General features: G+C 59.9%; 23 protein-coding genes. 12 read left to right on the top strand and 11 right to left on the bottom strand.

All coding sequences use genetic code 11. The features are described 5' to 3' along the window. Window positions 1-13: 13 nt before the first annotated feature. Window positions 14-1,198: a cyanate transporter gene (locus tag AC1RQB_RS09070; RefSeq protein WP_063342774.1), complete on the bottom strand. Its 1,185-nt coding sequence runs from the start codon at window positions 1,196-1,198 to the stop codon at window positions 14-16. A 515-nt stretch (window positions 1,199-1,713) separates the two neighbouring features. On the opposite strand from AC1RQB_RS09070, the gene AC1RQB_RS09075 reads away from it, so the two are divergent. The 6 genes from AC1RQB_RS09075 (at window position 1,714) to AC1RQB_RS09100 (ending at window position 8,248) form a co-directional block, all read left to right on the top strand. Next, window positions 1,714-3,096, top strand: a complete 1,383-nt coding sequence (locus AC1RQB_RS09075; RefSeq protein WP_063342775.1) for a glutamine synthetase family protein — start codon at window positions 1,714-1,716, stop codon at window positions 3,094-3,096. Window positions 3,097-3,262: 166 nt separating this feature from the next. Continuing rightward, window positions 3,263-4,912 carry a phosphoethanolamine transferase gene (locus tag AC1RQB_RS09080; protein ID WP_063342776.1) on the top strand — a complete coding sequence of 550 codons (1,650 nt, stop codon included), beginning with the start codon at window positions 3,263-3,265 and terminating at the stop codon, window positions 4,910-4,912. Window positions 4,913-4,985: 73 nt separating this feature from the next. Then, complete coding sequence (locus AC1RQB_RS09085) at window positions 4,986-5,648, top strand: class I SAM-dependent methyltransferase (protein ID WP_007898692.1); 663 nt, start codon at window positions 4,986-4,988, stop codon at window positions 5,646-5,648. Window positions 5,649-5,771: 123 nt separating this feature from the next. Then, window positions 5,772-6,905 carry a ribonuclease D gene (rnd, locus tag AC1RQB_RS09090; RefSeq protein ID WP_008074416.1) on the top strand — a complete coding sequence of 378 codons (1,134 nt, stop codon included), beginning with the start codon at window positions 5,772-5,774 and terminating at the stop codon, window positions 6,903-6,905. Then, complete coding sequence (locus tag AC1RQB_RS09095) at window positions 6,902-7,195, top strand: YcgL domain-containing protein (protein WP_007898694.1); 294 nt, start codon at window positions 6,902-6,904, stop codon at window positions 7,193-7,195. Before rnd ends, AC1RQB_RS09095 begins: the two co-directional genes overlap by 4 nt. 120 nt (window positions 7,196-7,315) lie before the next feature. Further along, a complete protein-coding gene (locus AC1RQB_RS09100; RefSeq protein WP_008074415.1) occupies window positions 7,316-8,248 on the top strand; it encodes a D-2-hydroxyacid dehydrogenase in 933 nt (310 codons plus the stop codon). Between the two features lie 81 nt (window positions 8,249-8,329). Here the strand turns inward: AC1RQB_RS09100 and AC1RQB_RS09105 are convergent, their stop codons facing one another. Next, on the bottom strand, window positions 8,330-8,923 hold the full coding sequence (locus tag AC1RQB_RS09105) for a nitroreductase family protein (protein WP_063342777.1): 594 nt from the start codon (window positions 8,921-8,923) through the stop codon (window positions 8,330-8,332). 277 nt (window positions 8,924-9,200) lie between these two features. Here AC1RQB_RS09105 and AC1RQB_RS09110 point away from each other — a divergent pair, with 277 nt between their 5' ends. Then, entirely contained in the window at window positions 9,201-9,650 is a 450-nt protein-coding gene (locus AC1RQB_RS09110; protein ID WP_008073139.1) for a YcgN family cysteine cluster protein, read from the top strand. 136 nt (window positions 9,651-9,786) lie between these two features. Continuing rightward, complete coding sequence (locus AC1RQB_RS09115; RefSeq protein WP_063342778.1) at window positions 9,787-11,016, top strand: hypothetical protein; 1,230 nt, start codon at window positions 9,787-9,789, stop codon at window positions 11,014-11,016. A gap of 127 nt (window positions 11,017-11,143) precedes the next feature. On the opposite strand, the gene AC1RQB_RS09120 is transcribed toward AC1RQB_RS09115, so the two are convergent. The 4 genes from AC1RQB_RS09120 to AC1RQB_RS09135 all read right to left on the bottom strand — a co-directional run bounded on the left by AC1RQB_RS09120 (window position 11,144) and on the right by AC1RQB_RS09135 (window position 13,607). Further along, a complete protein-coding gene (locus tag AC1RQB_RS09120) occupies window positions 11,144-11,521 on the bottom strand; it encodes a YgaP family membrane protein (protein WP_008073137.1) in 378 nt (125 codons plus the stop codon). Between the two features lie 92 nt (window positions 11,522-11,613). After that, window positions 11,614-12,084 (bottom strand): RNA methyltransferase, encoded by a 471-nt coding sequence (locus AC1RQB_RS09125; RefSeq protein WP_032830521.1) that lies wholly within the window; start codon window positions 12,082-12,084, stop codon window positions 11,614-11,616. Between the two features lie 231 nt (window positions 12,085-12,315). Beyond that, a complete protein-coding gene (locus AC1RQB_RS09130; protein WP_007898702.1) occupies window positions 12,316-12,687 on the bottom strand; it encodes a YajD family HNH nuclease in 372 nt (123 codons plus the stop codon). A 233-nt stretch (window positions 12,688-12,920) separates the two neighbouring features. Further along, entirely contained in the window at window positions 12,921-13,607 is a 687-nt protein-coding gene (locus AC1RQB_RS09135; RefSeq protein WP_007898703.1) for a spermidine synthase, read from the bottom strand. Between the two features lie 96 nt (window positions 13,608-13,703). Between AC1RQB_RS09135 and AC1RQB_RS09140 the strand changes: the two genes are divergently transcribed. Continuing rightward, a complete protein-coding gene (locus AC1RQB_RS09140; protein WP_063342779.1) occupies window positions 13,704-13,994 on the top strand; it encodes a hypothetical protein in 291 nt (96 codons plus the stop codon). Here the strand turns inward: AC1RQB_RS09140 and AC1RQB_RS09145 are convergent. After that, window positions 13,991-14,464, bottom strand: coding sequence for a cyclic nucleotide-binding domain-containing protein (locus AC1RQB_RS09145; protein WP_008067546.1), 474 nt, complete (start codon window positions 14,462-14,464; stop codon window positions 13,991-13,993). The genes AC1RQB_RS09140 and AC1RQB_RS09145 overlap by 4 nt on opposite strands. Window positions 14,465-14,680: 216 nt before the next feature. Then, window positions 14,681-16,735 (bottom strand): S9 family peptidase, encoded by a 2,055-nt coding sequence (locus AC1RQB_RS09150; protein WP_063342780.1) that lies wholly within the window; start codon window positions 16,733-16,735, stop codon window positions 14,681-14,683. A 302-nt stretch (window positions 16,736-17,037) separates the two neighbouring features. Between AC1RQB_RS09150 and AC1RQB_RS09155 the strand changes: the two genes are divergently transcribed. From AC1RQB_RS09155 to AC1RQB_RS09165, 3 genes are read left to right on the top strand one after another with little or no spacing between them, the layout of a single operon-like run. Further along, a complete protein-coding gene (locus AC1RQB_RS09155; RefSeq protein WP_063342781.1) occupies window positions 17,038-17,535 on the top strand; it encodes a hypothetical protein in 498 nt (165 codons plus the stop codon). 32 nt (window positions 17,536-17,567) lie between these two features. Beyond that, window positions 17,568-18,344, top strand: coding sequence for a class II glutamine amidotransferase (locus tag AC1RQB_RS09160; RefSeq protein WP_007898710.1), 777 nt, complete (start codon window positions 17,568-17,570; stop codon window positions 18,342-18,344). Window positions 18,345-18,357: 13 nt separating this feature from the next. Continuing rightward, on the top strand, window positions 18,358-18,900 hold the full coding sequence (locus tag AC1RQB_RS09165) for a DUF2937 family protein (protein WP_008067554.1): 543 nt from the start codon (window positions 18,358-18,360) through the stop codon (window positions 18,898-18,900). Between the two features lie 125 nt (window positions 18,901-19,025). Here the strand turns inward: AC1RQB_RS09165 and AC1RQB_RS09170 are convergent, their stop codons facing one another. Genes AC1RQB_RS09170 through AC1RQB_RS09180 form a run of 3 tightly spaced genes read right to left on the bottom strand, consistent with a single transcriptional unit; the run spans window position 19,026 to window position 24,274 of the window. Next, entirely contained in the window at window positions 19,026-21,137 is a 2,112-nt protein-coding gene (locus tag AC1RQB_RS09170) for a TonB-dependent receptor (RefSeq protein ID WP_063342782.1), read from the bottom strand. 13 nt (window positions 21,138-21,150) lie between these two features. Beyond that, on the bottom strand, window positions 21,151-22,362 hold the full coding sequence (locus AC1RQB_RS09175) for an MFS transporter (RefSeq protein ID WP_063342783.1): 1,212 nt from the start codon (window positions 22,360-22,362) through the stop codon (window positions 21,151-21,153). Next, window positions 22,352-24,274 carry an IucA/IucC family protein gene (locus AC1RQB_RS09180; protein ID WP_063342784.1) on the bottom strand — a complete coding sequence of 641 codons (1,923 nt, stop codon included), beginning with the start codon at window positions 24,272-24,274 and terminating at the stop codon, window positions 22,352-22,354. The genes AC1RQB_RS09175 and AC1RQB_RS09180 overlap by 11 nt, the downstream gene beginning before the upstream one ends. Window positions 24,275-24,347: the final 73 nt, after the last annotated feature.

Genomic DNA, 24,347 nt, shown 5'->3' on the forward strand with positions numbered 1-24,347 from the left:
TGGGGTTTCCGGGTCAGTGAATGTGTTTGGCGTAATGCCGCGGATCGAAGCGCAGAGCCATCAGAATCATCAACGCCATGACGCCGGTCAGTGACCACCAGGCCCATTCGAAACTGCCCAGCTGATCGCGAATTATCCCGGCCATCAGCGGCGAGAGGCCGGCAATCAGATAACCGATGCCCTGCACGAAGGCAGTCAGCCCGCCTGCGCGTTGGGGATTGTCCAGATGATCCAGCGACACGATCAGGCTCATCGGGAACAGCCCGCCGATGCCCAATCCGAGCAGGCAGGGCCACAGCAGGCTCAGGTATTGCGGACTCAGAATCAGCCCGCAGAAACCGGCCATGATCAGCGTCAGTAACACCACCAGCACCAGGCGCCGGTCTCGGCTGCGGTTGGCGATGGCGGGAACCAATAGCCCCGACAACACTTCCATGGCCGTCAAAAAGCCCAGCAACAAACCGGCCTGTTGTTCGCTCCAGCCTTTTTCCACGTAGTACGGCGCCAGCCAGGCCAGCACACAGGTGTAGGACGCGGTGCCGAGGCCGAAGAAGATTGCGAGTAACCAGGCGCGGGAATGGGTGAAAAAGGATTCTTTGCCTGATGATTTGGCATCCCGCGCAGGCATTCCCGAGCGTTGAGCGCACCAGAACAGCAATGCCAACAGCGCCAGCGCCGCCCAGATCGCCAAACCCACTCGCCAACTGTCGGTGCGGGTCATCACCAGCGGCGCAAACGACGCGGCGATTGCCGCGCCGCCCATGATCGACGTCACGTAGAGGCCCATGCACACGGAAACGTTGTCGCTGAAACGGGACTTGATCAGGGTGGGCATTATCGCCTGGATCAACGCAATGCCGATGCCAGCCAACACGGCACTCAAGATGAGTTCCGCCGCAGAATCGAGGAACAGCCGCGACACCGTGGCCAAACCGATGATCAGCAGCGACAGCACCACGGTGCGTTGCTCGCCCAGCCGCTGACTGACACCGATACCGAAGAACATCGCCAGTCCCATGGCCATGACTGGCAACATTGTCAGGAGCGAGGCCAGGCTGAAACTCAGCGGGATATCACCGCGGATGGCTGATAACAGAGGACCGACAGCGGCCATGGATGGACGCAGGTTCAGGGCGACAAGAATGATGCCGAACATCAGCCAGAAGGCAGGGCGGGAGGTTGCGCGAACGTTTTCCATAATCGGACCTTCAAAAACAAGGAGCCGATTAGGCGCGCGAGCCCCGGAGGCGGCAAATCAGAAAGTCTGGAGTGATATTTAAAAATTAAATAGCTGTATCGCACCCCCAAAATTCCTGTGGGAGCGGGCTTGCCCGCGATAGCGGTAGATCGGTCAACATCTTAGTTAAATGTAAATCCGTCATCGCGGGCAAGCCCGCTCCCACAGGGATGGAGGGCGTTTGGGAAATTGATTGTTTAGTCTGTCCACACCCAAAGTTCTTCAAATCCCGATTTAACGACTTAACCACCCGTGTGACGCTGCTGGTCATCTGTTTACTGCGGTCTTCTCTATGGACGGTTGTCCGGTCGCACTCCCTTCCGAACTGGCCTTCTGGGCACTGTGGCACTGCCGCCACGCCCGCCCGCCGGATTCTTGCCTGTCCCGCTGATTGTTCTGACAGGTCCCGCGCCGTGCGCCGGGATCAAACCGGCGGCGCCTGTGCGTTTGCCTGACGCGGATAGACGAGAATTCCCATGAGCTGTGCCACGACATCCTTCGCCACGAAAGAAGAAGCCCTGTCCTTCCTGGAACACAATCCGGATATCGAGATGTTCGAGCTGTTCATCCTCGACAACAACGGTGTGCCACGGGGCAAGTTGCTGCATCGCGATGAACTGCTGGCGGTGTACGAGAGCGGGCGGCCGCTGCCGAGTACCATTCTGGGCCTGACCATCAATGGCGATGACGTGGAAAATTCCGGGCTGGTCTGGGATGTCGGTGATATCGATTGCCGGGCCTACCCGATCAGCGGCAGTTTGCAGCGTATGCCGTGGCGATTGATTCCCACGGCGGCGGTGCAAGTCAGCATGCATCCAAAAGAGGGCATGCCCGCGACCATCGCCGACCCACGGCACCTGCTGGCCAAGGTCATCGAAGGTTTGCAGGCCGACGGTTATTACCCGGTGATGGCGGCGGAGCTGGAGTTCTATTTGCTGGATCAGCAGCGCGACAGCAACGGTCGGCCGCAGCCGGCGCGGGATGTTGATGGCGGGCGACCACGCGCCACGCAGGTCTATGGCTTACGTGAACTGGAGCAAATCGAGCCGTTTCTGGCCGATCTCTATAGCGCCTGCAAATTGCAGGGCATTCCGGCGCGCACGGCGATTTCCGAATACGCGCCGGGGCAGGTGGAAATCACCCTCGAACACCGCACCGATGCTTTGCAGGCGATGGATGAAGCGGTGCGCTACAAACGGCTGGTCAAGGGCGTGGCCCACAAACACGGGATGACTGCCTGTTTCATGGCCAAGCCTTTCGATGATCTGGCCGGCACTGGCATGCACATGCACGTCAGCCTGGCGGACAAGGAGGGCAATAACCTGTTCGCCAGCGAAGCCCCGGACGGCACGCCGCTGCTTAAACAAGCGGTCGGCGGAATGCTCAGTACGTTGCTCGATTCGTTGCTGCTGTTCTGTCCGAACGCCAACTCGTACCGTCGTTTCCAGACCAACAGCTACGCACCATTAGCGGCCACCTGGGGCGTGGACAACCGAACCGTGAGTTTGCGGGTGCCCGGCGGGCCGGCATTCTCCCGGCATATCGAGCACCGCATCTGTGGTGCCGACGCCAACCCGTACCTGGCGGCTGCGGCGATTCTGGCCGGGATTCATCGCGGCATTCGCGAGCAGATGGATCCTGGTGCACCGGTCAAGGGCAATGGGTACGCCCAGGCCACGGAGTTGTTGCCGACCGACTGGTTGACCACGTTGCGAGCACTGGAGGCATCGAGCTGGGCGCGGGAAGCATTTGGCAGTGAGTTTCTTGGTGTGTATCTGGCGGTGAAACGTGCCGAATACCGGCAGTTCATGGGCGAAGTCGGTGAGCAGGATTGGCGCTGGTATCTGCATCAGGCCTGAAACTAGTATCCATTGTTGAAAGTTCGGGCCTAATGCCATGAGCCAACTAATTGTTGGCTTCTTTTTCACGAAAAATTGATGGTTGGCTGCTTAAGATTTGTGTTGTCGCGGTAAATGAAATTTTCACATTTGCCTCGGGCACTTCTTTCAGGAACAACCAATCATCATGTTGAAGTTCAAAGCCGTGCGCCCCGAGTGGGTGACGTTGATTGCCAGTGCCTTTTTATTGGCAGGGTTCAATTCAGTACTCTGGCAACACTTGTTTGTTATCACCGTGGCAGACGGTCAAGGCATCGCCATGCGTGTTGCATTCGGGGTAATGATCCTGGCGGCCTTCAACATTGTGCTGACCTTGCTGGCGTTTCAATCTGTGATGAAACCCGTGTTGACGCTGATCTTTTTGGTCAGTGCCGGCGTGGCCTATTTTATGAGCCAATACGGTGTATTGATCGACGCCGGTATGTTTCGTAACTTCGCAGAAACTAATGCCACAGAAGTGCGTGACTTACTGTCTGTGAAGTTGTTTGTTTTTATTATGTTTCTCGGAGTTTTACCGTCGTGGTTGTTGTGGAAGACGCCGGTTAATTATCGTCGTTGGCACCGTGAGTTATTAAGTAAAGTGCTGGTGAGTGTCGCATCGGTTGCGGTGATCGGCGGTGTCGCCCTGGTCAACTATCAAGGCTTGTCGTCGTTGTTTCGCAATCACCATGAATTGCGCCTGATGGTGGTGCCAAGCAACTACATCGGTGCCTCGCTCGGTTATCTGCGCGAGCAAGTCGTTTCTGCCCGGCAACCCTTTGTCAAACTCGGTGAAGATGCCGAGAAAAACCCGGTCTGGCAAACCCACGGCCGTAAATCCCTGACGGTACTGGTGGTGGGCGAAAGTGCCCGGGCCGAGAACTTCGGCATCCTGGGTTATAACCGCGACACCACCCCCCAACTGGATAAGGAAGCCGGCCTGATTGCCTTCACCGATGTGCATTCTTGCGGCACGGAAACGGCCGTGTCGGTGCCCTGCATGTTCTCCAACATGGGCCGCAAGGATTACGACGCCAGCAAGGCAAAGAATGAGGAAGGTCTGTTGGACGTGCTCAAGCATGCCGGTCTCGAGGTGATCTGGCGGGATAATCAGTCGGGCTGCAAAGGTACTTGCGATCGGGTCACTGTCGACGACGTGAGTAACCTGAAAGACCCGGCGTTGTGTGCCAATAGCGAGTGCCGCGATGAAATTCTCCTGCAAGGTTTGCAGCACTTCATCGACACGCTGGATAAAGACACCGTGCTGGTACTGCACCAAATGGGCAGTCACGGTCCGGAGTACTTCAAGCGCTACCCGAAAGAATACGAACACTTCACCCCGGTGTGTGAAAGCAATGCACTGAACAATTGCAGCCGCGAAAGTATCGTCAATGGCTACGACAACACGTTGGTGTATACCGACCATGTGCTGTCGACCCTGATCGACCTGTTGCGCAGTAATCAGGACAAAGTCGATACCGCCATGCTTTATCTGTCGGACCACGGCGAATCCCTGGGCGAATACAACCTGTTCCTTCATGGCACGCCTTACATGCTGGCGCCGGAACAACAGAAGCATGTAGCGATGCTGGCGTGGTTCTCCGACAGCTATCAAAAATCGTTCTCGGTGGACACTCATTGCCTGCAATTGAGTCGCGAAATGCCCTTGAGCCAGGACAACCTGTTCCATTCCATGCTTGGCCTGCTGGAGGTCAACAGCAAGGTCTATGACCCGGGACTGGACATGTTTGCCGGCTGCCGCGGCGCAGTGATTGACGGTGTGCTGGCCAAAAAATGAGTCCGTCGACCTTTTTTTCACGCGCCAGTGGTTAACCTGCCGCCAGTCGATATTCCAACAAGAGCCCTTGCACATGTCCGCGCTGCCCCCATCCGCCATCGAACTGGAGTTCGCCCGGCGCTACGATCAGGAACATGCCCGCGTCTGCCTTCAGTCGCGACCGCGTGGGCTGGCGGGGCGTTTGACGTTCTGGCGCGACGAGCAACTGGTGCGTAATGCGCTTCAGGTCGCTGGCGAACCGGGATTGATTCTTGATGTTGCCTGCGGTGTAGGGCGCTTCTGGTCGATTCTGGCCGAACATGCGAATCGGGTGATTCTTGCGAGCGATCCGTCTCAGGACATGCTCGATCATGCCCGCACCCACCATCCGCAGCACCTGCTGGAGCGGATCAAGACCTTTCAGAGTTCAGCCTTCACCATCGGTTTGTCGGCGAACGCGGTGGACTGCATTTTTTGCATGCAACTGTTTCAACACATCACCAGTCCTGAGCATCGGTTGGCCCTGCTGGGCGAGTTCCATCGGGTCAGTCGCGACACAGTGATTGTGGCGGTGCGGGTTGATGCGCATTTCAAACTGCGCCAATCGGGTGTGAACGGTGCACAGTCCCAGCCACAGGCGAGCAAGGCCGAGCTTGAGGCCGAGTTCAGGCAGGCGGGTTTCCGCTTGCTCAGCCATCAAGACTTCCTGCCGGGTTGTGCGCGGATGCGGGTCTACGTGCTGCGTAAGGGCAGCTAGTCTCCTCCTGTCAGACTATTCTTGCGATCCAGCAGGTATTTTCGCTAAAGCTCTTGTTCAGTGGAGGCGCGGAAATTGCCGGGGGCGATATATACTGCGCGCCATTCTTCAAGGGAGAGCCGTGTGGCCATCGATATTCACTGGATTCGCGACAACGATAGCCTCGGTCAGTTTTGCGCCGAGTGGCAGCAACTGCCATTCGTTGCCCTCGACACCGAATTCATGCGGGTCGACACCTTTTACCCGATCGCAGGCCTGCTGCAGATCGGCGATGGCGTACGCGCTTACCTGATTGACCCACTGACCATCGACAATTGGCAGCCGTTGGCCGCGTTGCTGGAAAATCCGGCCGTGGTCAAAGTCCTGCATGCGTGCAGCGAAGATCTCGAAGTGCTACTGCGTCTGACCGGCAGCCTGCCGGCGCCGTTGTTCGACACCCAACTGGCCGCCGCTTACCTGAACCTGGGTTTTTCCATGGGCTATTCGCGGCTGGTGCAGGAAGTGCTCGGCATTGACCTGCCCAAGGGCGAAACCCGTTCCGACTGGCTGCAACGTCCACTGTCCGACACCCAGATCAGCTACGCCGCCGAGGATGCCTTGCATCTGGCGGAAGTTTTCGTACAGCTGCGTCCGAAGCTTTCTGACGATAAATACGCCTGGGTCCTGGAAGACGGTGCAGAGCTGGTGGCCAATCTGCGTCGCGAGGTCGACCCGTATGAGGTCTATCGCGACGCCAAACTGGCCTGGAAGCTGTCCCGCGCCCAACTCGCCGTATTGCGTGAGCTCTGTGCCTGGCGCGAGCGCGAAGCCCGCGCCCGTGATCTGCCGCGCAACCGCATCATCCGTGAACATTCCCTGTGGCCGTTGGCGCGCACGCAGCCGGACAACCTCGGCGCGCTGGCGAAAATAGAAGACATGCACCCGCGTACCGTGCGTCAGGACGGCGAATTTCTGCTTGATCTGATCAAGCGCTCTGGCAGTGTGTCGCCTGATCAATGGCCGCCAGCAGTGCCGGAGCCGTTGCCGGTGGACGCCGCCGCGCTGGTCAAACAGCTGCGCGCGATCGGCCAGGCCGAAGCCGAGCGACTGAACATCGCCCCAGAACTGATGCTGCGCAAGAAAACCCTGGAAGCGCTGCTCAAGAGCGGTTTCCCCAATGGTCCTTACCAATTGCCTGATTCGCTGCGTGGCTGGCGCCGCGAATTGATGGGCCAAGCGCTGCTCGACAGCCTGGCCACCGCCGGAGAACAGCCTTGAAACGTATTTGCTCCATCTATCGAAGCCTGAAGAAAAACGAGATGTACCTCTATGTGCTCAAAAGCGATGCACTGGAGCGCGTTCCGGAAAGTCTGATGGCGGCCTTCGGCAAACCGCATCACGCTTTCGATCTGGTGCTGACGCCCGAGCGCAAGCTGTCACGCGAAGACATCACTGTGGTGCTGGAAAACCTCGAAAAACAAGGCTATCACCTGCAAATGCCGCCGGCCGAAGACGAATACATCGAGCATCTGCCGGAAGAATTGCTACGACGCAACGACCCGATGTAATCGTCAGACAGGCTCTGTTCAGAGCCTTTGTGAAACACTGGAATGATTTTGGCGATGGCCAGGGCGATGGAGTGATACTCCGTCGGCGGCCGTCTGCACTGTTTTTGAAAGGTTTGAACCATGCGCGTTCTGATTGCTGAACACGACCACCCTGTGTATGCCCAACTGTTGCGTCAGGCAGCGCCTGATCTGGAAGTACTGACCAGCGGCGACTCCGCCGAACTGGCCCGTCAGGCCGCCGAGTGCCAAGTCTGGCTCGGCCAGCCGGACCTGCTGGCGACGCTGTTGCGTCAGGGCCACACGCCGGCATGGCTGCAGTCGACCTGGGCCGGCATCACGCCGTTGCTGGCCGACGGCCTGCCACGGCACTATCGCCTGACTCGCGCGGTAGGGATTTTCGGTCAGGTCATGGCCGAATACGTACTGACTTACATGCTAGGCCACGAGCGCGAAGTACTGCCGCGGTTGGTGAGCCAGGTCGAGCGAAAGTGGGACAGTCGCCAGGGGCAAAGCCTGGCTGGACGCAAGGTGTTGATCGTCGGCACCGGTGACATCGGCCAGACCGTGGCGCAGTTCCTTGTGCCATTTGGTGTCGAGTTGTACGGCATCGCCAGCGAAGCCCGCGAGCAGGCGCCCTTTGTCGAAGTCGGCACGCTGAGCGACTTGCCGCGACTGGTCGGCGAAGTGGATTACGTGATCAATCTGCTGCCGAACACCCCGAATACTCACGACCTGTACGACGCCGCGCTGTTCAAGCAGTTCAAGCCGACCGGGTTGTTCATCAACGTCGGGCGCGGCGTGGCGGTGGTCGATGCGGATCTGGTGGAAGCCTTGAAGGAAGGGCATCTGGCCGGGGCCGTGATCGACGTCTGCCGTCAGGAACCGCTGCCGCAACGCCATCCGTTCTGGACCGCGTGGGGCCTGCTGCTGACGGGGCACAGTTCGGCACCGACTTCGCCACCGATGATGGTGAAGTTGTTCGTCGAAAACCTGCGGGCGTATCAGGCGGGTGAAGCGTTGCGTGGGGAAGTGGATTTTTCACGCGGGTATTGAATTCACCCAGCTGATCATTCCCACGCTCCGCGTGGGAATGTCGCCAGGGACGCTCCGCGTTCCGCTTCGGATCCGGCGCGTTTAGAGGGTGAAATCACCTTCAGTCGCCAACTCGCTCAGCGGCCGACGCGGGCTTGGCTCTTCGCGCGCTTGCAGGTACTCGGCCAGCGTCGCCTTGTCGCCCAGCTTGCCGATCGCCACCGCCGCGTGCAGCGCATAGCCCTCAGGAATATTCAGCTCTTTGCGGGTCAGCTCCTGATCGAAACCGGCCATGCCGTGGGTGTGCCAGCCACTGATGCTCGCTTGCAGCGCCAAGTGGCCCCAGGCCGAACCGGTGTCGAAGGTGTGCCATAGCGCCGGTGTTTCTTCAGTGGCGCCAGGTACCGCGAAGGTGGTTTTCGAGACGACGATCACCAGCGCCGAGGCGTGCTGCGCCCAGCTGCGGTTGAACTCGTTCAGCAGACCCAGATAACGCTCCCAGTTCGGCGTGTCGCGACGCGCATACAGAAACCGCCAAGGCTGCGAGTTGTACGCCGATGGCGCCCAGCGCGCGGCTTCGAAGAAGCTCAGCAGGGTCTCGACGGGAATGGTTTCGCCGGTGAACGCGCGGGGCGACCAGCGATCAGTGAACTGAGGGTGAATGGCGTAGTCGGCAACGCGTGGATTAGCACTCATCAAGAGATTCCTTTACGTTTGAAAGTGAGGGTCGTCTGAAACCTGCGGGCGCAGTTGAGCTGAGCGATGAGGTTTTTCGAGAGCCTGGGTAGTTCACCTGAATGCAACGCGGTTGAGCGTTAATGGCATTTGAGCATGGCTCCTTGCGACGGCAAAGCTACTTGGGGGCGCTATAACTGACAAGTTCCGTTGTACCGGCAGTCGCCAATGCTTGGCCCGCCGGTGCCTTGGTACTAGACTGGCGGCCTTTTCACCACCTGATGTTGATGCTTGAGCCATGGCCGCCAAAGTCGAACCGTTCTGGATACGCAAAACCCTCGATCAACTCGATCAAGAGGAATGGGAATCGCTGTGCGATGGCTGTGGCCTGTGCTGCCTGCAAAAACTCGAGGACGAAGACGACAACTCCGTGTACTACACGCGTATCGCCTGCAAATTGCTCGACCTCAAAACCTGTCAGTGTACCGATTACCCCAACCGTCGCGACTCGGTGCCCGATTGCATTCAGCTCACGCCAGGCAAGGCCGATGAGTTCAAATGGCTGCCGCCGACCTGCGGTTATCGACTGGTCAGCGAAGGCAAGGATTTGCCGCTCTGGCATCATCTGGTGTGCGGTGATCGCGAGGCGGTGCATCACGAACGTATTTCCCAGTCCGGACGTATGCTCGCCGAGGGCAGCGTGGCTGAAGAGGATTGGGAAGACCATCTGATTTTTCGCGCGGGTTAATTCCCACTGCTTTGTGGCGAGGGCGCTTGCTCCCGCTTGAGTGCGTAGCACTCACAAAATCAGCAGTGATTAGAAGAATTTGGGGCTGCTATGCAGCCCGGCGCGAGCAAGCTCGCTCGCCACACTAGGAGTGTGTATGGCTGTGGGAGTGCGGCTGGCGTTGACTGTCGGGCTGCTGGCCCTGAGTTTGCCGGTGTGGGCGGCGAAGAAAGTCGATCTGGATTATCACGTGCGCCTGCTGCCGCAAAGCGATCAGGCCGAAGTGCGCCTGACCCTGGCCCAGGGCTCGGCGGTGCGCAGTCTGGATTTCGACTTGGGCGATGGCGGTCACTACAGCGATTTCAAGGCTGATGGCCAATGGCAACTCACCCCCGGCAAACAGGCCCGTGGTCTCTGGCGCCCGGCCGCCGACAAGGCCAGCCTGACCTACCGCGTGAGCATCAGCCATGGGCACAAGAGCGGCAGCTTCGATACCCGCATGACGCCGAACTGGGCGCTGATGCGTGGCGATGACCTGGTGCCTGCGGCCAAACTCGATCAGCAGGACGGTGTCGAGCTGGTTTCACGCCTTGAGTTCGAATTACCCACCGGTTGGAAAAGCGTCGAAACCGCTTGGCCGCGGATCGGCAAGAACAGGTTCCGGATCGACAATGGCTCGCGTCTGTTCGACCGTCCCACTGGCTGGATGCTCGCCGGCCATCTCGGCAGTCGTCGTGCGCGGCTGGGGGAAACCGAAGTCACCGTCGCCTCGCCTCAAGGTCAGGGCATGCATCGCATGGATGTGCTGACGCTGCTGACCTTTGTCTGGCCGCAAGTGCAGGCAGTTTTTCCGCGTCACCCCAGCAAACTGCTGATTGTCGGCGCCAACGACCCGATGTGGCGCGGTAGCTTGGGCGCCCATGAATCGATCTACCTCAATAGCCGTCTGCCGCTGGTCAGCGAAAGCGGCACCAGTGCCTTGGTGCGCGAATTGGCTCAGGTGTTCGGGCGGATCAACGACAGCCAGCGCAGCGACTGGATCAGCGAAGGGTTTGCTGAGTATTACGCCATCGAACTGGTGCGCCGCGCAGGCGGGATGAGTGATGAGCGGTATGAGAGCCTGCAAAGCAAATTGACCAAAGCCAGCCAAAAAGTCACGACGTTGCGCGGTGAACAGATCAACCCGGCGCAGGTGGCCAGAGCGGTGGTGTTGCTACAGGAACTGGACCGCGAGATTCGTCTGAAAACCCGCAACAAGCGCTCGCTCGATGATGTGCTGCGTGGGGCGATGCATTTGGAAAGTGTGGATACCAAGGAATTCGTCCAGCTCGCGCAAAGCGTTATTGGCGAGTCTTCCAAGGTGCTCGATACCGGGTTGCTTCAGTAGCATCGCCATCGCGGGCAAGCCCGCTCCCACAGTAATTGGCGGTGTTCACACATGTTGTGTACGCCAAAAATCCTGTGGGAGCGGGCTTGCCCGCGAAGAGGTACTGAGCCTCTGCATCGATTCCGGATCAGACCCCAGCCTTCGGCGAGTTCAACGAATCATTTCCCGTCACGGTCGCCGTGCTGGTCGCTGCTTCTGCATTGGCTTTCATGCGTGCCAGCTCATCCCCGGCACGCTCGATCCTCGCGCGTGCGTTTTCCATGTCCTGACGGTTCTTTTCCAACAGTCTTTTCGCCGAGCAATGCCCGGTGATTCCCCGGGCCAGGGCCATGCCGCCAATGGCTATTTCAATCAATCCGAACACGCCGCCGCGTCGCAGACCTTTGCTTAGCATGACCACACCACCCGCCAGGGAGCCGGCGCGTTCCCAACCATGAACGTTCTGTTCGGAAGGGCTCTGGAACGGGGTGGTTTCGATACGTTCTACAGGATTGAACTCGCGCATGATCGGTCTCCAGGCAGGGAAGGGTTGCTTCAGCAATAGATATTTAGCTGACTGCCTGGGCGAGCGGCTTGTTCCATCGAATTTGCGGCAATTCAGCGGAATTTCGGCCCGGAGCGGGTGTTGTTGCCCTTGGCCATGCGGTCGTACAGCACAACGTTGACGGTGGCCGCCAGGTTCATGCAGCCGGTGGTCGGGATGTAGACCACGTCTTCGCACCAGTCGCGGATTTCTTTATCCAGCGAACCGTCTTCGGGGCCGAAGATGTAGAGGGCGCGATCCGGGTGCGTGTATTCCGGCAGCGAGCGGGCGCCGTCGACCAGTTCCACGGCGACCGGGACACAGCCCAAGGGCAGGATTTTCTTCAGGTCGTCGATGCCGATCAGCGGGATATCGTAGTGGACTCGCTTGGTGTCGGTGACGAAATCGGCGGCGCGTTCATAGCGCTTGCCGGTGTAAAAAACCGACGCCACGCCATAGCAGCCGGCGGCGCGCATGACCGAACCGACGTTCTCCGGTGATTTGGGGTTATACAAACCAATGCAGCTGTACCGTTTGTCTGCCACGAGCGGGGTGCCTTCGGGGAAAAAACGGCGATTATACGGGGATTGGGGGAGGGGTGTTCAGTGATCGTTCCCACGCTCTGCGTGGGAATGCCGCCAGGGACGCTCCGCGTTCCGCTTCCGAATGTGACGCAGAGCGTCACGGGATGCATTCCCACGCAGAGCGTGGGAACGATCAATCCCCTGTGGGAGCGGGCTTGCTCGCGAAGGGGCCAGCGCAGGCACCGAAGATCTTTAATCTTCTTTCTTCATCAACCCCGCCAACGCCGCAAACGGGTTGTGCGTCGCCTTGGCAATCTTCGGCGTACTCAGCGAGCCTTCGTCGAAATACTGCTGATCGGTATAACGCGAGTGTTCGTTGTCATGGCAATACAGGCACAACAGTTCCCAGTTCGAACCATCCTGAGGGTTGTTGTCGTGGTTGTGGTCGCGGTGATGCACGGTCAGTTCGCTCAGGCGTTTGCCGGAGAATTCACGGGCGCAGCGGCCGCACACGTGCGGGTACATCTTCAGGGCCTTGTCGCGGTAACCCATTTCCTTGTCGCGCTGGTTATCGGCGAGGATGCGGTCCAGCTTCGATGTGTTGGTTGGGGTGGACGAACTCATGGGTTCACCTTTGTAAAAAGACTAATGACGGTTATGACGTGAGTGTAGGGCCTGTCATCACGTATTTACTAGGCCGCGCCACAGCAGACCGGCCCTTCGGGTTGTGCCTGAAAACGAGCCAGGCTGCGTTGCAGTCCTTGGCAAGGGAGCGACCATTACCAGCGGACTGCGCCTTGCCTGGCTCGTTTTCAGGCGCAACGCGGCCTAGTAAATAAGTGATGACAGGCCCACGCTCAGCCCTTGAGCTTCTCGGCAATCCAGATGGTGTGGCGGGTGCCCTTGTTGCCATGGGCGAAGACTTGCACTTCCTCGGCCTTGAAACCGGCCTTTTTCAGCTTGTCGGAAAACTGCCGGTCGGCGCTGGCCGACCACACCGCCAGCACGCCTTTTGGCCGCAAGGCCTTGGCACACGCGCTCAGGCCGCCGGCGGAATAGAGCCAGCTGTTGGCCTTCTGGGTCAGACCTTCGGGGCCGTTGTCGACGTCGAGCATGATCGCATCGAAACCTTGTGGCTCGGCTTGCAGCACCTTGGCCACGTCTTCCATACGGATCACCGTGCGCGGGTCGAGCAGCGGGTTGCCGGCTTTTTCGCCCAGCGGCCCGCGATTCCACTCCACCACGCCGGGCACCAATTCGGCGACCACCACTTCAGCCGTTTTGCCCAAATGCTTGAGCGCCGAGGCGAGGGTGAAGCCCATGCCCAGGCCACCGATCAATACTCGCGAATTCGGCCGGCCGGCGACCTTGCGGCAGGGGATTTCGGCCAGGGCATCTTCGGAGCCGTGCATGCGGGTATTCATCAACTGCCCGCCGTCACCACCCTGAATCTTGATAACGAAGTCCTCGCCGTATTCGAACAGGCACAGGGCACCGCCGTTTTCAGGGATGGGGGTGGTGTCGAGCAGAACGAAACGTTTCATGGGGCGCTCTTGAGGAGAAATTGACATACGGAGGAAGGCAAACACGCGCAGTTGGGAGTAGCCTGCAAAAAGACCACAAGGCCAACGGAGCCATTGATGAAGCGCACCATTCTAACGGTCATTGCCCTGGCCGCGCTCTCGATAACTGCAGTGCAGGCCCAAGAGCTGCAAACCATCCCCACCAGTCCCGCGCCGATACCCGGTTCACCCGGCACCGCCACTCCGACACCGTATCCGCAGATCACCCCGACCAGCGTGCCCAAGGCCGGTACCGGCAGTGGCGGGCCACCGCTGTTGCCGCCGATCGAAATGCCCAATCCACCCAAGGACCAGACCTTGCCGGGCCTTGAACCGAACACGACGAAAATCAAAACACCGGGAGGCTAGACCTGTTGCGAGAGCAGTTGCCCATCGGCCATGCGCAAGCGTTTGGAAAGGGATACGGCGAGGGCGCGGATGATCTTGGCGGCGATTTTCGGCGCGTCGTTGAGCATCTTTTCCAGGGAGTCCTTGCCCAGGTTGAGCAACTGGCAATTGCTCGCGGCCACGCAACTGGCTGAGCGTCGTTCACCGTCGAGCACAGCCATTTCGCCGAACGCCCGACCGCTGCGCAAGGTGGCCATGGTCACTCGTTGCCCGTCGCTGTTGGTCTTCTGCACCGCGACCTGGCCGGTGTGGATGATGCACATGAAACTGCCGGCATCGCCCTCATGGAAAATCTCTTCACCTTCGGCGATGGTGCTGATGCTGAAGTAACCCGAAGCCGCCACGAAGTCTGCCGGCAGCAGTTGATCGAACAGGCCGCAGTCCATCAGCCAGTCGCGAATTTCGTTGTTCAGTAAGGTCGGTTCTGACATGTCGTCACGGTCTTTTTCTTGTGTCTGTGTCTGTTCCAGGCCTTCAGTCACCCATCATCCCCTGTGGGAGCGGGCTTGCCCGCGATGACGATGTCACAGCCAATGTTGATATTGAATGTGATGACCTCATCGCGGGCAAGCCCGCTCCCACAGGAGATGAGTGTTGTCTCGGGCCTCGGTGTCTGGTGTTAAGACCGGTACGCCGGGCCAAGTTCCTCAGGCGATGCCCAAAACCTTGAAAACAAATGCGTATTCGAGGGCTACGTCACGTAATCCCTGATAACGACCGCTCATGCCGCCATGCCCGGCACCCAATTCGGTCTTGAGCAGCAGGGGATTGGTGTCAGTTTTGGTCGCGCGCAATTTCGCCACCCACTTGGCCGCTTCCCAGTACTGCACGCGACTGTCGTTGTAACCGGCGATCACCAGCGTTGCCGGATAGGCTTGCGCGGTGACGTTTTCGTACGGGGCGTAGGCCTTGATCCGATCATAGACGTCCGGCTCTTGCGGGTTGCCCCACTCGTCGTATTCCGTGACGGTCAGCGGCAGCTCCGGGTCGAGCATGGTGTTGAGCACGTCGACGAACGGCACTTCGGCAATCGCTGCACCGAACAGCTCCGGCCGTTGATTGAGTACCGCGCCGATCAGCAAACCACCGGCGCTGCCACCGCTGATCGCCAACTGCGATGGGGTGGTGAAACCGTTGGCGATCAGGTGTTCGGCGCAAGCGATGAAATCGCTGAAAGTGTTGTGTTTGTGTTCCTGTTTGCCGGCGCGGTACCAGGCTTCGCCCAGTTCACCGCCACCGCGTACGTGGGCGATGGCAAACGCCATGCCGCGATCCAGCAGGCTCAGGCGCGCGTGGGAGAACCACGGGTCGAGGCTTTCGCCGTAGGCGCCGTAGCCGTACAGATAAAGCGGCGTCGGCTTGCCGAGGAACTCGCGTTTGACCACAAGGCTGATCGGCACTTGCGTACCGTCCGGTGCCGTCGCCCAAAGCCGCTGGCTGACGTACGCATCGGCGTCGAACGGGCCGAGCACCGGGGTTTCCTTGAGGACTTTCTGCTCGCCGGTGGTCAGAATCAGTTGGCGGATCTGCGCCGGACGGTTCAAGGCTTCGTAGCGCAGACGGATCCGGTCGCTGACAAATTCCAGGCTGTTCTGCACATGCAGGCTGTAGGCCGCGTCCGGCAATTGCACGCGATAGGGCACTAAATCCCGTGGGCGGACTTCGATGATCGGCAGGCCACCTTCGCGCAGGCTCAGGGTCATGGCCTCGGCGTTCAGGCTCATGCCGTCGAGCATCACCGTGTCGCTGTGGGGAATCAGGATCTGCCAGTCGGCTTCGGTCGGCGCGACGCCAGTATCGGCGGCCTGGTACAGGGCGAAGTTGATGCCGTCGCGGTTGGTGCGGATCAGCCACGTCCACTCGCCATCGAGTTTGCCGTGGTCGACATCGTACTCATGATCTTCGACCCTCGGCGCCAGGCAGGTAAAGGCCTGATGCGGCAGCGAGGCGTCGAGCACCCAGACTTCGCTGGTGGTCTTGCTGCCCAGTGATAACAGCAGTTGCCGTTCGGAGCTCGAGCGATAGCAATGCAGGAAGAATCGGCCATCCGGCTCATGGAACACTTCTTCGGCCGCGGTGCCGTCCAGCCGATAGCGCAACAGTTTGTGCGGGCGATGGGTGTCGTCGAGCTCACCGAAGAACAGCGTCAGGCTGTCGTTAGCCCAGGTCATGCTGCCGTCGCAGTTCTGGAACTCCAGCTCGCTGACACGGCCGCTGGATAATTCCTTCACGAACAGCGTGTAAATCTCTTCGCCGCTGGAGTCGATGCTATAGGCCAGACGCTGGTGGTCCGGGCTGATGCTGAATGCACCCAGGGAAAAGAAGCCACCCTTGGCCAGCACGTTCGGATCAAGCAGCAGTAGTTCCTGGCTTTCGTCGATCTGCAGGCTACCATCGGCCGGACGCGGGCAGCGGTAGTGACGGGCGTATTCGTCGCCAGCGGTGGTGCGGGTGTAATACAGGTAGGGGCCCCAGGGCGAGGGCAGCGACAGGTCGGTTTCGAGAATCCGCCCCTTGATCTCTTCGAACAGGGTTTCACGCAGGCCGGTCTGATCGGCGGTTTGTGCCTCTTGATAGCGGTTTTCAGCTTTCAGGTAATCGAGCACCGCGTCGGTGTCGCGCTCCTGCAGCCAGGCATACGGGTCGCAACCGTCGGCCTTGTGGGCAATTGGAGCGCTGGTGACGTTGGCGGATAGGGGCATGAATGGCTCTCGAACAATGTACGGAATAGGGGCTTCGCAACCTGTGGGTGCGGGTTTGTGGTGAGGGGGCTTTTCTGTGGCGAGGGAGCTTGCTCCCGCTGAACTGCGTAGCAGTTCCTTTTTTGGGGCCGCTTCGTAGCCCAACGGGAGCAAGCTCCCTCGCCACAAAAGCTCCCGCGCCACAACAGCCCCTTCACCACAAAAGCCCGCTCTCACAGGGTCTGTGTCTTGCCCGACTGGTATTGGGACAAGCCTGACGTGCGAAAAGTCGTTACTATAAGCGCCTCTTTGCCTGCCTTGCCATGGACACCATGACCGAGAACGACTATCTGATCGCTTGGGGCCTCTACGCCTTCGCCGCTTTAGGCTGCCTGTTGGTGTGGATGCGCATCACCCGCTGGATGTGGCGTTGGCTGCGTGAGCCGCTGCGGCTGCTGGTGGCGGTGTTGCTGTTCAGCCCGACCATCATCGACCCGGTGAAAGAAAAGGTCGCCCCGGCCATCGCCATTACTGCCCTCGACTTGCTGTTCAAGGTCGGCAACAACGCCTGGCGGGCGGTTTCTGATCTGTTCATGTACGGCATGATTGTCTTCGGCATTTACCTGGTGTTCGTGGCCATCCGTTTTCCCATCGAGCGCGCCTCCAACGCTCGCAAGGAACAGGCGGCTGCCGCCAAGGCAGCGGCGCGGGCCGACGAGCCTGATGACGAACAGCCTTTCGGCGGTGCCGGCGATGATCGTTACGGCCGGCCACCGGTGCCGAGCAATCCTCAGCGTTCGCGGGTCGAACCGCGCCTGTAACCGCGCCCCTGTACTGAATCGAGAGTCCGAGCATGTGTGAGTTATTGGGCATGAGCGCCAATGTCCCGACCGATATCGTGTTCAGCTTCACCGGGCTGATGCAGCGTGGCGGCCGCACCGGGCCGCACCGTGACGGCTGGGGCATCGCTTTTTATGAGGGCCGTGGCCTGCGGCTGTTCCAGGACCCGGCGGCGAGCAGCGAGTCGGAAGTGGCGAACCTGGTACAGCGCTATCCGATCAAAAGCGAAGTGGTGATCGGGCACATCCGCCAGGCCAATGTCGGCAAGGTCTGCCTGTCCAACACCCACCCGTTCGTGCGCGAGTTGTGGGGGCGCAACTGGTGTTTCGCCCACAACGGCCAATTGGCCGATTTCAACCCGACCGCCAGTTTTTACCGCCCCGTTGGCGACACCGACAGCGAAGCGGCGTTTTGTGATTTGCTCAATCGGGTACGCGCTGCGTTCCCCGAGCCGGTAGAGATCGAAGCACTGTTGCCGGACCTGGTGGCCGCCTGCGCCGAGTACCGCAGCAAAGGCGTGTTCAACTGCTTGCTCAGCGATGGCGACTGGCTGTTCTGCTACTGCTCGAGCAAATTGGCGCAGATCACCCGCCGAGCACCGTTCGGCCCGGCGCGGTTGAAGGACGTTGATGTGATCGTCGACTTCCAGGCTGAAACCACGCCCAACGACGTGGTCACGGTGATCGCCACCGAACCCTTGACCGAAAACGAAACCTGGACCCGCTACGAACCGGGCCAATGGAGCCTCTGGCGACGCGGTGAATGCGTCAGCCAAGGCAAGACCGAATAAGGATCTCTCCCCCATGTTGCTCAGTTATCTTCGGCTGGTGTTGTTCGCGGCAGGCCTGTTGATCGGTGTCCAGGTGCCTGGGTTCATCAGTGATTATGCCAAGCGGGTCGAGGCGCATCTGATCGAGGCGCAGACCGGTCTGAGCGGTTTTCAGGGCACCGCCAATCAGTTTTTCAAGGGTGATATGCAGGCGCTCGTGGCCCATTATCGGGCCAGCGAAGACCCGATCTTTCGCAGCGATGCCGACAGCCTGAGCACCTTGCTCACCCGTCAACTGGCCCTCGACAAGCAATTCCAGGCCATGCAGGGCCCGTGGTACATCCGCGTCCTGCAAGTTGCACTGGCCGCCGATCCGGATATTCGCAAGGAAACCTGGAATGGCTACAGCTACCAGATCCTGCTGACGCCGGAAGCGATGATCTGGGGCATGAGCGGTGCGTTGCTGCTGTCGTTCGGCATCGAATGCCTGTTCCGGCTGATCGACTGGGTGGTGCTGGGCGGCAAGCGTTTGCGCCAGAGCCGGCCGATTGAAGACCGGGATGTGCGCGGGTTGTAAGAAAAAGATCAAAAGATCGTCCGAACGCGGCCCGAACCTTCGGCAGCTCCTACAGCCAACTTGCCGGCGATTGCCGCGACACGTATGCCCGGCAGATCGCATCGCTGGCAAGCCGGCTCCTGTTTTTACCAATCCACCGAGTAGCTCATGCTCAGCGTGCGGCCTTCGGCGTTGGCGTACGGCGCTCTGGCGTTGGCTTGGGTGAACAGGTTCTGGTACGTGCGGTTGGTCAGGTTGTACACGCCGCCTTCAAGACGACCGACCGGCAGTTGCACGGAGCCGAGCAGGTCCACCAGCGTATAACCTTCGATCTCGCGTCCGTTGTTGTCCTTGGCGGCGGCGTCGTAACTGGACAAATGCATGCCTTGCAGGCGCAGGGTGTAGTCGTCTTCGGTGTAGCCGACGAACAGTGTGGTCTTGGCCGGTGAGATGCGCGTAGCCGGCAGATCGATCCATTTGCCGTTCTGCTCGGTCTCGCCTTTGGCCCAGGCATAAGTGCCACCCACCGACCAGTGATCGGTCGCGCGGTAGGTCAGGCTGTTTTCGATGCCGCGAACTCGCTCTTTCTGGTTGATCAGGCGCAATACGCGATCATTGGCATCGTAGAACTGGGTCACGTCCGAGGTGTTTTCGTACACGGTGACATCGGCCTGCCACTGATCCCAGTTACCGCGCCAGCCCAGTTCGTAACTGTCGACCTTGATGGCTTGGGCGTTGAGGGTCTGAATGTCGAAGGTGCTGCTGACATCACGCATGAAGCGCTGGATATCCGGTAGCGAAAACCCCTGGCTGTAATTGGCGAAGACGTCCTGGTTTTCACTCAGGTGGTAGACCGCCCCCAGGTTGTACAGGGTGGCATCGTATTTGAGGGTGTCGCCAGGCAGCGTTGCGCGTATGCCGGTCTGGACGATCTGACCATAAGCGATGCTGTCGGAGACGTCGCTTTCGATCCATTCACGGCGCACACCGCCACGCAACGTCCAGTCACCGATGTCCCAGGACATCTGCCCGAATAGCGACTTGGTGGTGGTTTCGATGTCCGGGCCCAGCTCGTAGGTGGTGCCGGTCTTGGAGTAGGTCAGGCCGTTGAGCCTGTATTGATCACCTCGTTGGCGGGAGCGCTCATTATCATAGTCGGCGCCCCAGACCAGATTACCCGTGGCACTCCCGATCGCCGGCAGCGGCGTGTCGATGGCCGCGCGCAGGCCGTAGACATCTTGCACACTGTTGTTGTCGGAGATCCCGGCCCTGCCTCGCGACAGGTCTGGAAAGAACAGTGCATCGGCGCGGCGCCAGTAGCTTTCCAGTTGCAGGCCCTGACCGTAGAAGTCCTTGTCGGTGTAGTTGAGGTTGACCGCCTGGTTATGGGTATAGGGCTGGTCGTCGAGTTTCAGCCCTTTGACTGCCACGGCTTCCTGCCGGTTTGTCGGGTCTTTTGTGTAGCCAGTGTCCTGCTGGTCCTTGTAGTCCTGCAGCGACAGGCTGAGTTTTTTGTCGGCATCCAGTTCGTAACCGAAACGACCTTGCAGGTCATAGGTTTCGGTATCCATGTTGCTGCCCTGGGAAGTGTCCTGAGGGATGCGGTTGCCGTTGCCATCGTACTGATCGTTACGCTGAGTCAGGTCGGCGGAGACGTACCAGTCAAGAGCATCCTTGCGCCCCGTCGCACTCTGAAAGGCTTCGTAGGCGAAGCCTTTGCGGTTGAGGTTGTTGCCGCTGGTCAGGCCCAGTTTGCTGCTGTAGGCAATGTCCTGGCCCTGATTACGCTTGGTGATGATGTTGATGATGCCGCCTGAAGCGCCGGCACCGTAGATGCTGCTGGCGCCGGAGATCACTTCGATGCGTTCGATGCTGGCCGGGGCGATGCTGTTGAGCTGGCGGTAGTTGTCGCGCGTGGCGTTCTGCGATACGCCGTCGATCAACACCAGCATGTTGCGCCCGCGCAGGGTCTGACCGAAGTTGCTCATCCCGCCGCTGGACGGCGCAAGACCGGGGACCAATTGTCCGAGAATGTCGGAGACCCGGCGACCCGCGCCGCTCTGCTCACGGACCTGCTGTTCGTCGATAACCTGGACCGAGCCCGGAATCGACGCAATGCTCGCTTCACTGCGAGTAGCGGAGACGACGGTGGGTTGCATGTTCAAGGTGCCGGGTTGCTGTTCAGTATCCTCGGCCCAGGCCTGGGCGCTGAAGGTACCGAGCAGCGGGATCAGCAGAGAGAGTTTGGTTCGGATCATGACGTGGTCTTTTTTAGTTGTGATAAGTGTGGGGCGATAAGGTCGAGCGGTCGGGCGCGGAGTTTAACGAGCGCACCCAGCGGATCCCGATGGCGGCTATGGCGTAGGTCAGCGCCACCAGCCAGAAACTGTGAGCCAGGCCAACCAGGCCCATGCCGATCCCGCCAAGGACGACACCGAGCAGAGCGCCAGCCTTTGCCGCGCTATTGCCGAGGCCGAGCGCGAAGCCCTGCTGGGTGATGGAAATGGAGTTGGCGATCAGGGCATAGGCGACGGGCAGCAGGGCGCCTTGCCAGATGCCCCAGACGAGTCGACTGACGAGAAACCCCAGCCATTCGTTGGCCAATGCCGTGGCCGACAGCGTCAGCGCACACAGCCAGGCCACGCCTTCGATGACGCGCAACGTGTAGGCCGGCTGCCAGCGGTCGAACAGGCGTCCCCACAGCGGTGCTGAAATGGCCAGGGTCGCGGCGCTCGCCGCGTAGGTGGCGCCGATCAGCCAGCTTGGGGCATGCAGAATGTTCGCGACATACAGCGCGTAAAACGACTGCGGCATCATCTTCGCGGCCTGAATCAACACGATCACCAACAGGATTCCACCGAGCCAGCCTTTGGGCAGGGCGACCGCTTCAACGGCTTTTTTCTTCGAAGTCCTAGCCTTGTCGGCCGGCAGGAAAAAACTCCCCAGTGCACACAGCAGGCAAATCGCCGTCGCGCCATAACAGAGCAGGGCAAACCCCGAGACGTCCATCAGCCAGCCACCCAGCACTGGGCCGATCAATGAGCCGACGGCGGTGGCCGACTGCAGGCGCGCCAAGGTGTGACCACGGCTGGAACTGTCGCAGCAGGCCAGGGCATAGGCTTGCGCGGCAGCGAGAAAACCGGCCAATGCGCCTTGCATCACGCGAATACCCACCAGCAACCACGGATCGAGAGTGATGGCCGCCAACCCTTGGCACAGCGCGAGGGCCAGCAACGCCCGGACAATCATCGGTTTATGTCCGGTGCGATCCCCCAACCGGCCCCACATGGGCGTCAGGAGCATGGCCGCCAGCATCGGACCGGCATAGACCATCGCCGATAACAGCGCGGTGTAGCCGGCGCCCTCCGGCCCGAGCAGATGCTGGATCTGCAAGGGCCAGAACGGGCCGCTCATTTCCATCGCGCCCATGGAGACAAACTGGATGACGATCAGCAGTCGCAAGGTGCGACCGTCAGCGAGCATGGGTGTTGGGTCGTAGCGGGTTACTCAGGCGTCCGACGATGTCGGCATGACTGTCGAGCAAGCGCATGCGCATGAACGATTTGGCGGGCCAATCCTGTTCCAGCAAGGCCCGGCGCTCGCTTTCCCAACGTGCCGGCTCAACGCGCTCGCGCAAGGTCTCGAAGCACTGTGCAACGTGCGATGCCAACCGCTCCCAAAGGCTACTTTCCGGCACATTCCAGTGACGGGCACAAAGCAACGTCAGCTCACCGAGGTGGCACATGAAGGTGGTGTGCAGGAGTTTGTCACGGACAAAGCCTGCGTCGTCATACAGGGTCATTTTCGGATCGTGCAACTGGATATCCAGGCCCTTGGCGTGCAGGGTTTTGCGATCGATACGAACGTCGCCGAAATCACGCAATAGCAGCCGATTCAACTGCCCGTCAGCGCCCATCACCATGAAACTGTTTTGCTGATGCGCTTCGAACGCCACGCCGTACATCAGGTAAATGCCCAGCAGGCTCGGTACGGCAATCGACAGGTAATCCTCGAAGAACGCCAACATGGCCTCGCTGTCGTCACTGCCCTGAGCCAGCCTTACCCAATCACGCAGCAACGGTTGTTCGAATTCGTTGACGGCGAACAGACTGCCGACCGGCACCGCCAACTCGCCTTCTTGCAGGAGGGTAAGCGGGTTGTCGCGATACAGCACGCCAGCATGCCGGGAGCGCTCGTCATCGGACGGTAGTGGTGCGTAGTGCACGCCGATGCGCTCTGGAACGATGTTCAGCAGACGCTGAATCTGCGGCTCCCGATCGAGAATATCCAATACCAGTTGGCTGATGCGCGGCCCCATCCGGGCGGAGCGCGGCGACACGGTGCGCTGCACGCTGGTCAGTCGCAGAGCCACCGGCAGTTTGACCATCGGTGCCGTGCGACTGGCCTGCGGCAGGACCGTGCGGAAGGACATGGTCGGGTGGCCGGTAAAAGCAACAATGTCAGTGACGATCAGCAGGTTGTCGGCGATCTCGTTGGCGAACGAATGTGGCAGTTCTTCATGGGCTTGCCATGGGTGCGACGGGAGCGGGAGGTAGTCCTTTGCGTCCAGGCCCAGTTGCTGCAAGTGGCGTTGCAATTGTTCGGCGGCCTGTGGGAAGTGACCTTGCCACCAGTCCCAGTAATCGGTGGTGCCGGCCAGCGCTTCAACGTGTGCGTACTGGCGGTGCAGGGCGCACAGGACAATCGGAAAGCTCGCTTCGAATTCTGGCGAGAAAGCGATGACCTGAGCGGCGCTCAAGCCCAGTTTGGTCTTGTAGTTCGGGTGCCACGGATGGCCGAGAGTGCCCCACTGTTCAAGCAATGACGTAGGGTTTTGGTGGCTGGAGCCGGCTTTGAGCCACGCGAGCAGATTGTCGTCGTACCCGGTATCGATCTGCTCTCTCAGGCGCTCGGTCCATCCATGATGAAACGCCAGGCAAAGGGTGTCGTTGCTGAAGCTGTCATCCAGCTCCCGGGCCAGACGCTCCAGTACCTGCGGGGAGGCTGGCGGGTTGAGCTGAGTGCTGAGATGAGCGAGCAGTTCGCTGGGCAACTGGATTTTGTGGGGCAGTCTGTCGGGGGTGTGCAGGACGATGCTACCGCGTACGTCCCAGCTGTTCATTCTGCCGCCGGACAAGTGCTCGAAGCAAAGATGCGCGCCATCGCCAAGTGGCAGCCAGCAACGGCTAGAGTCGTCGTATTCGCAGGTGGTGGGGTTGATCAGATCTTCACGAAATAGCGCCTGGATCAGGCGTTGGAAACAGCGTTGAGCGGCGGGCTCCAGCGCATTGCTCAAATGATCGAGAGTGATGCGATGGGACTGGAAGGCCTGAGTGCCAAGCGCTTCGCTCCAGTGAGCGAGCAATTGTTGCTGTTTTTGCGTGTAGCCGCGCATCAGGTCCGACTCCTTCTGGACAATTGATTAGCTGAAAGCGCGCAGAGAATACCGTCTTGAAAAAATAATGCAA

The sequence above is a fragment of the Pseudomonas sp. GW822-FHT02E03 genome, assembly GCF_058802325.1.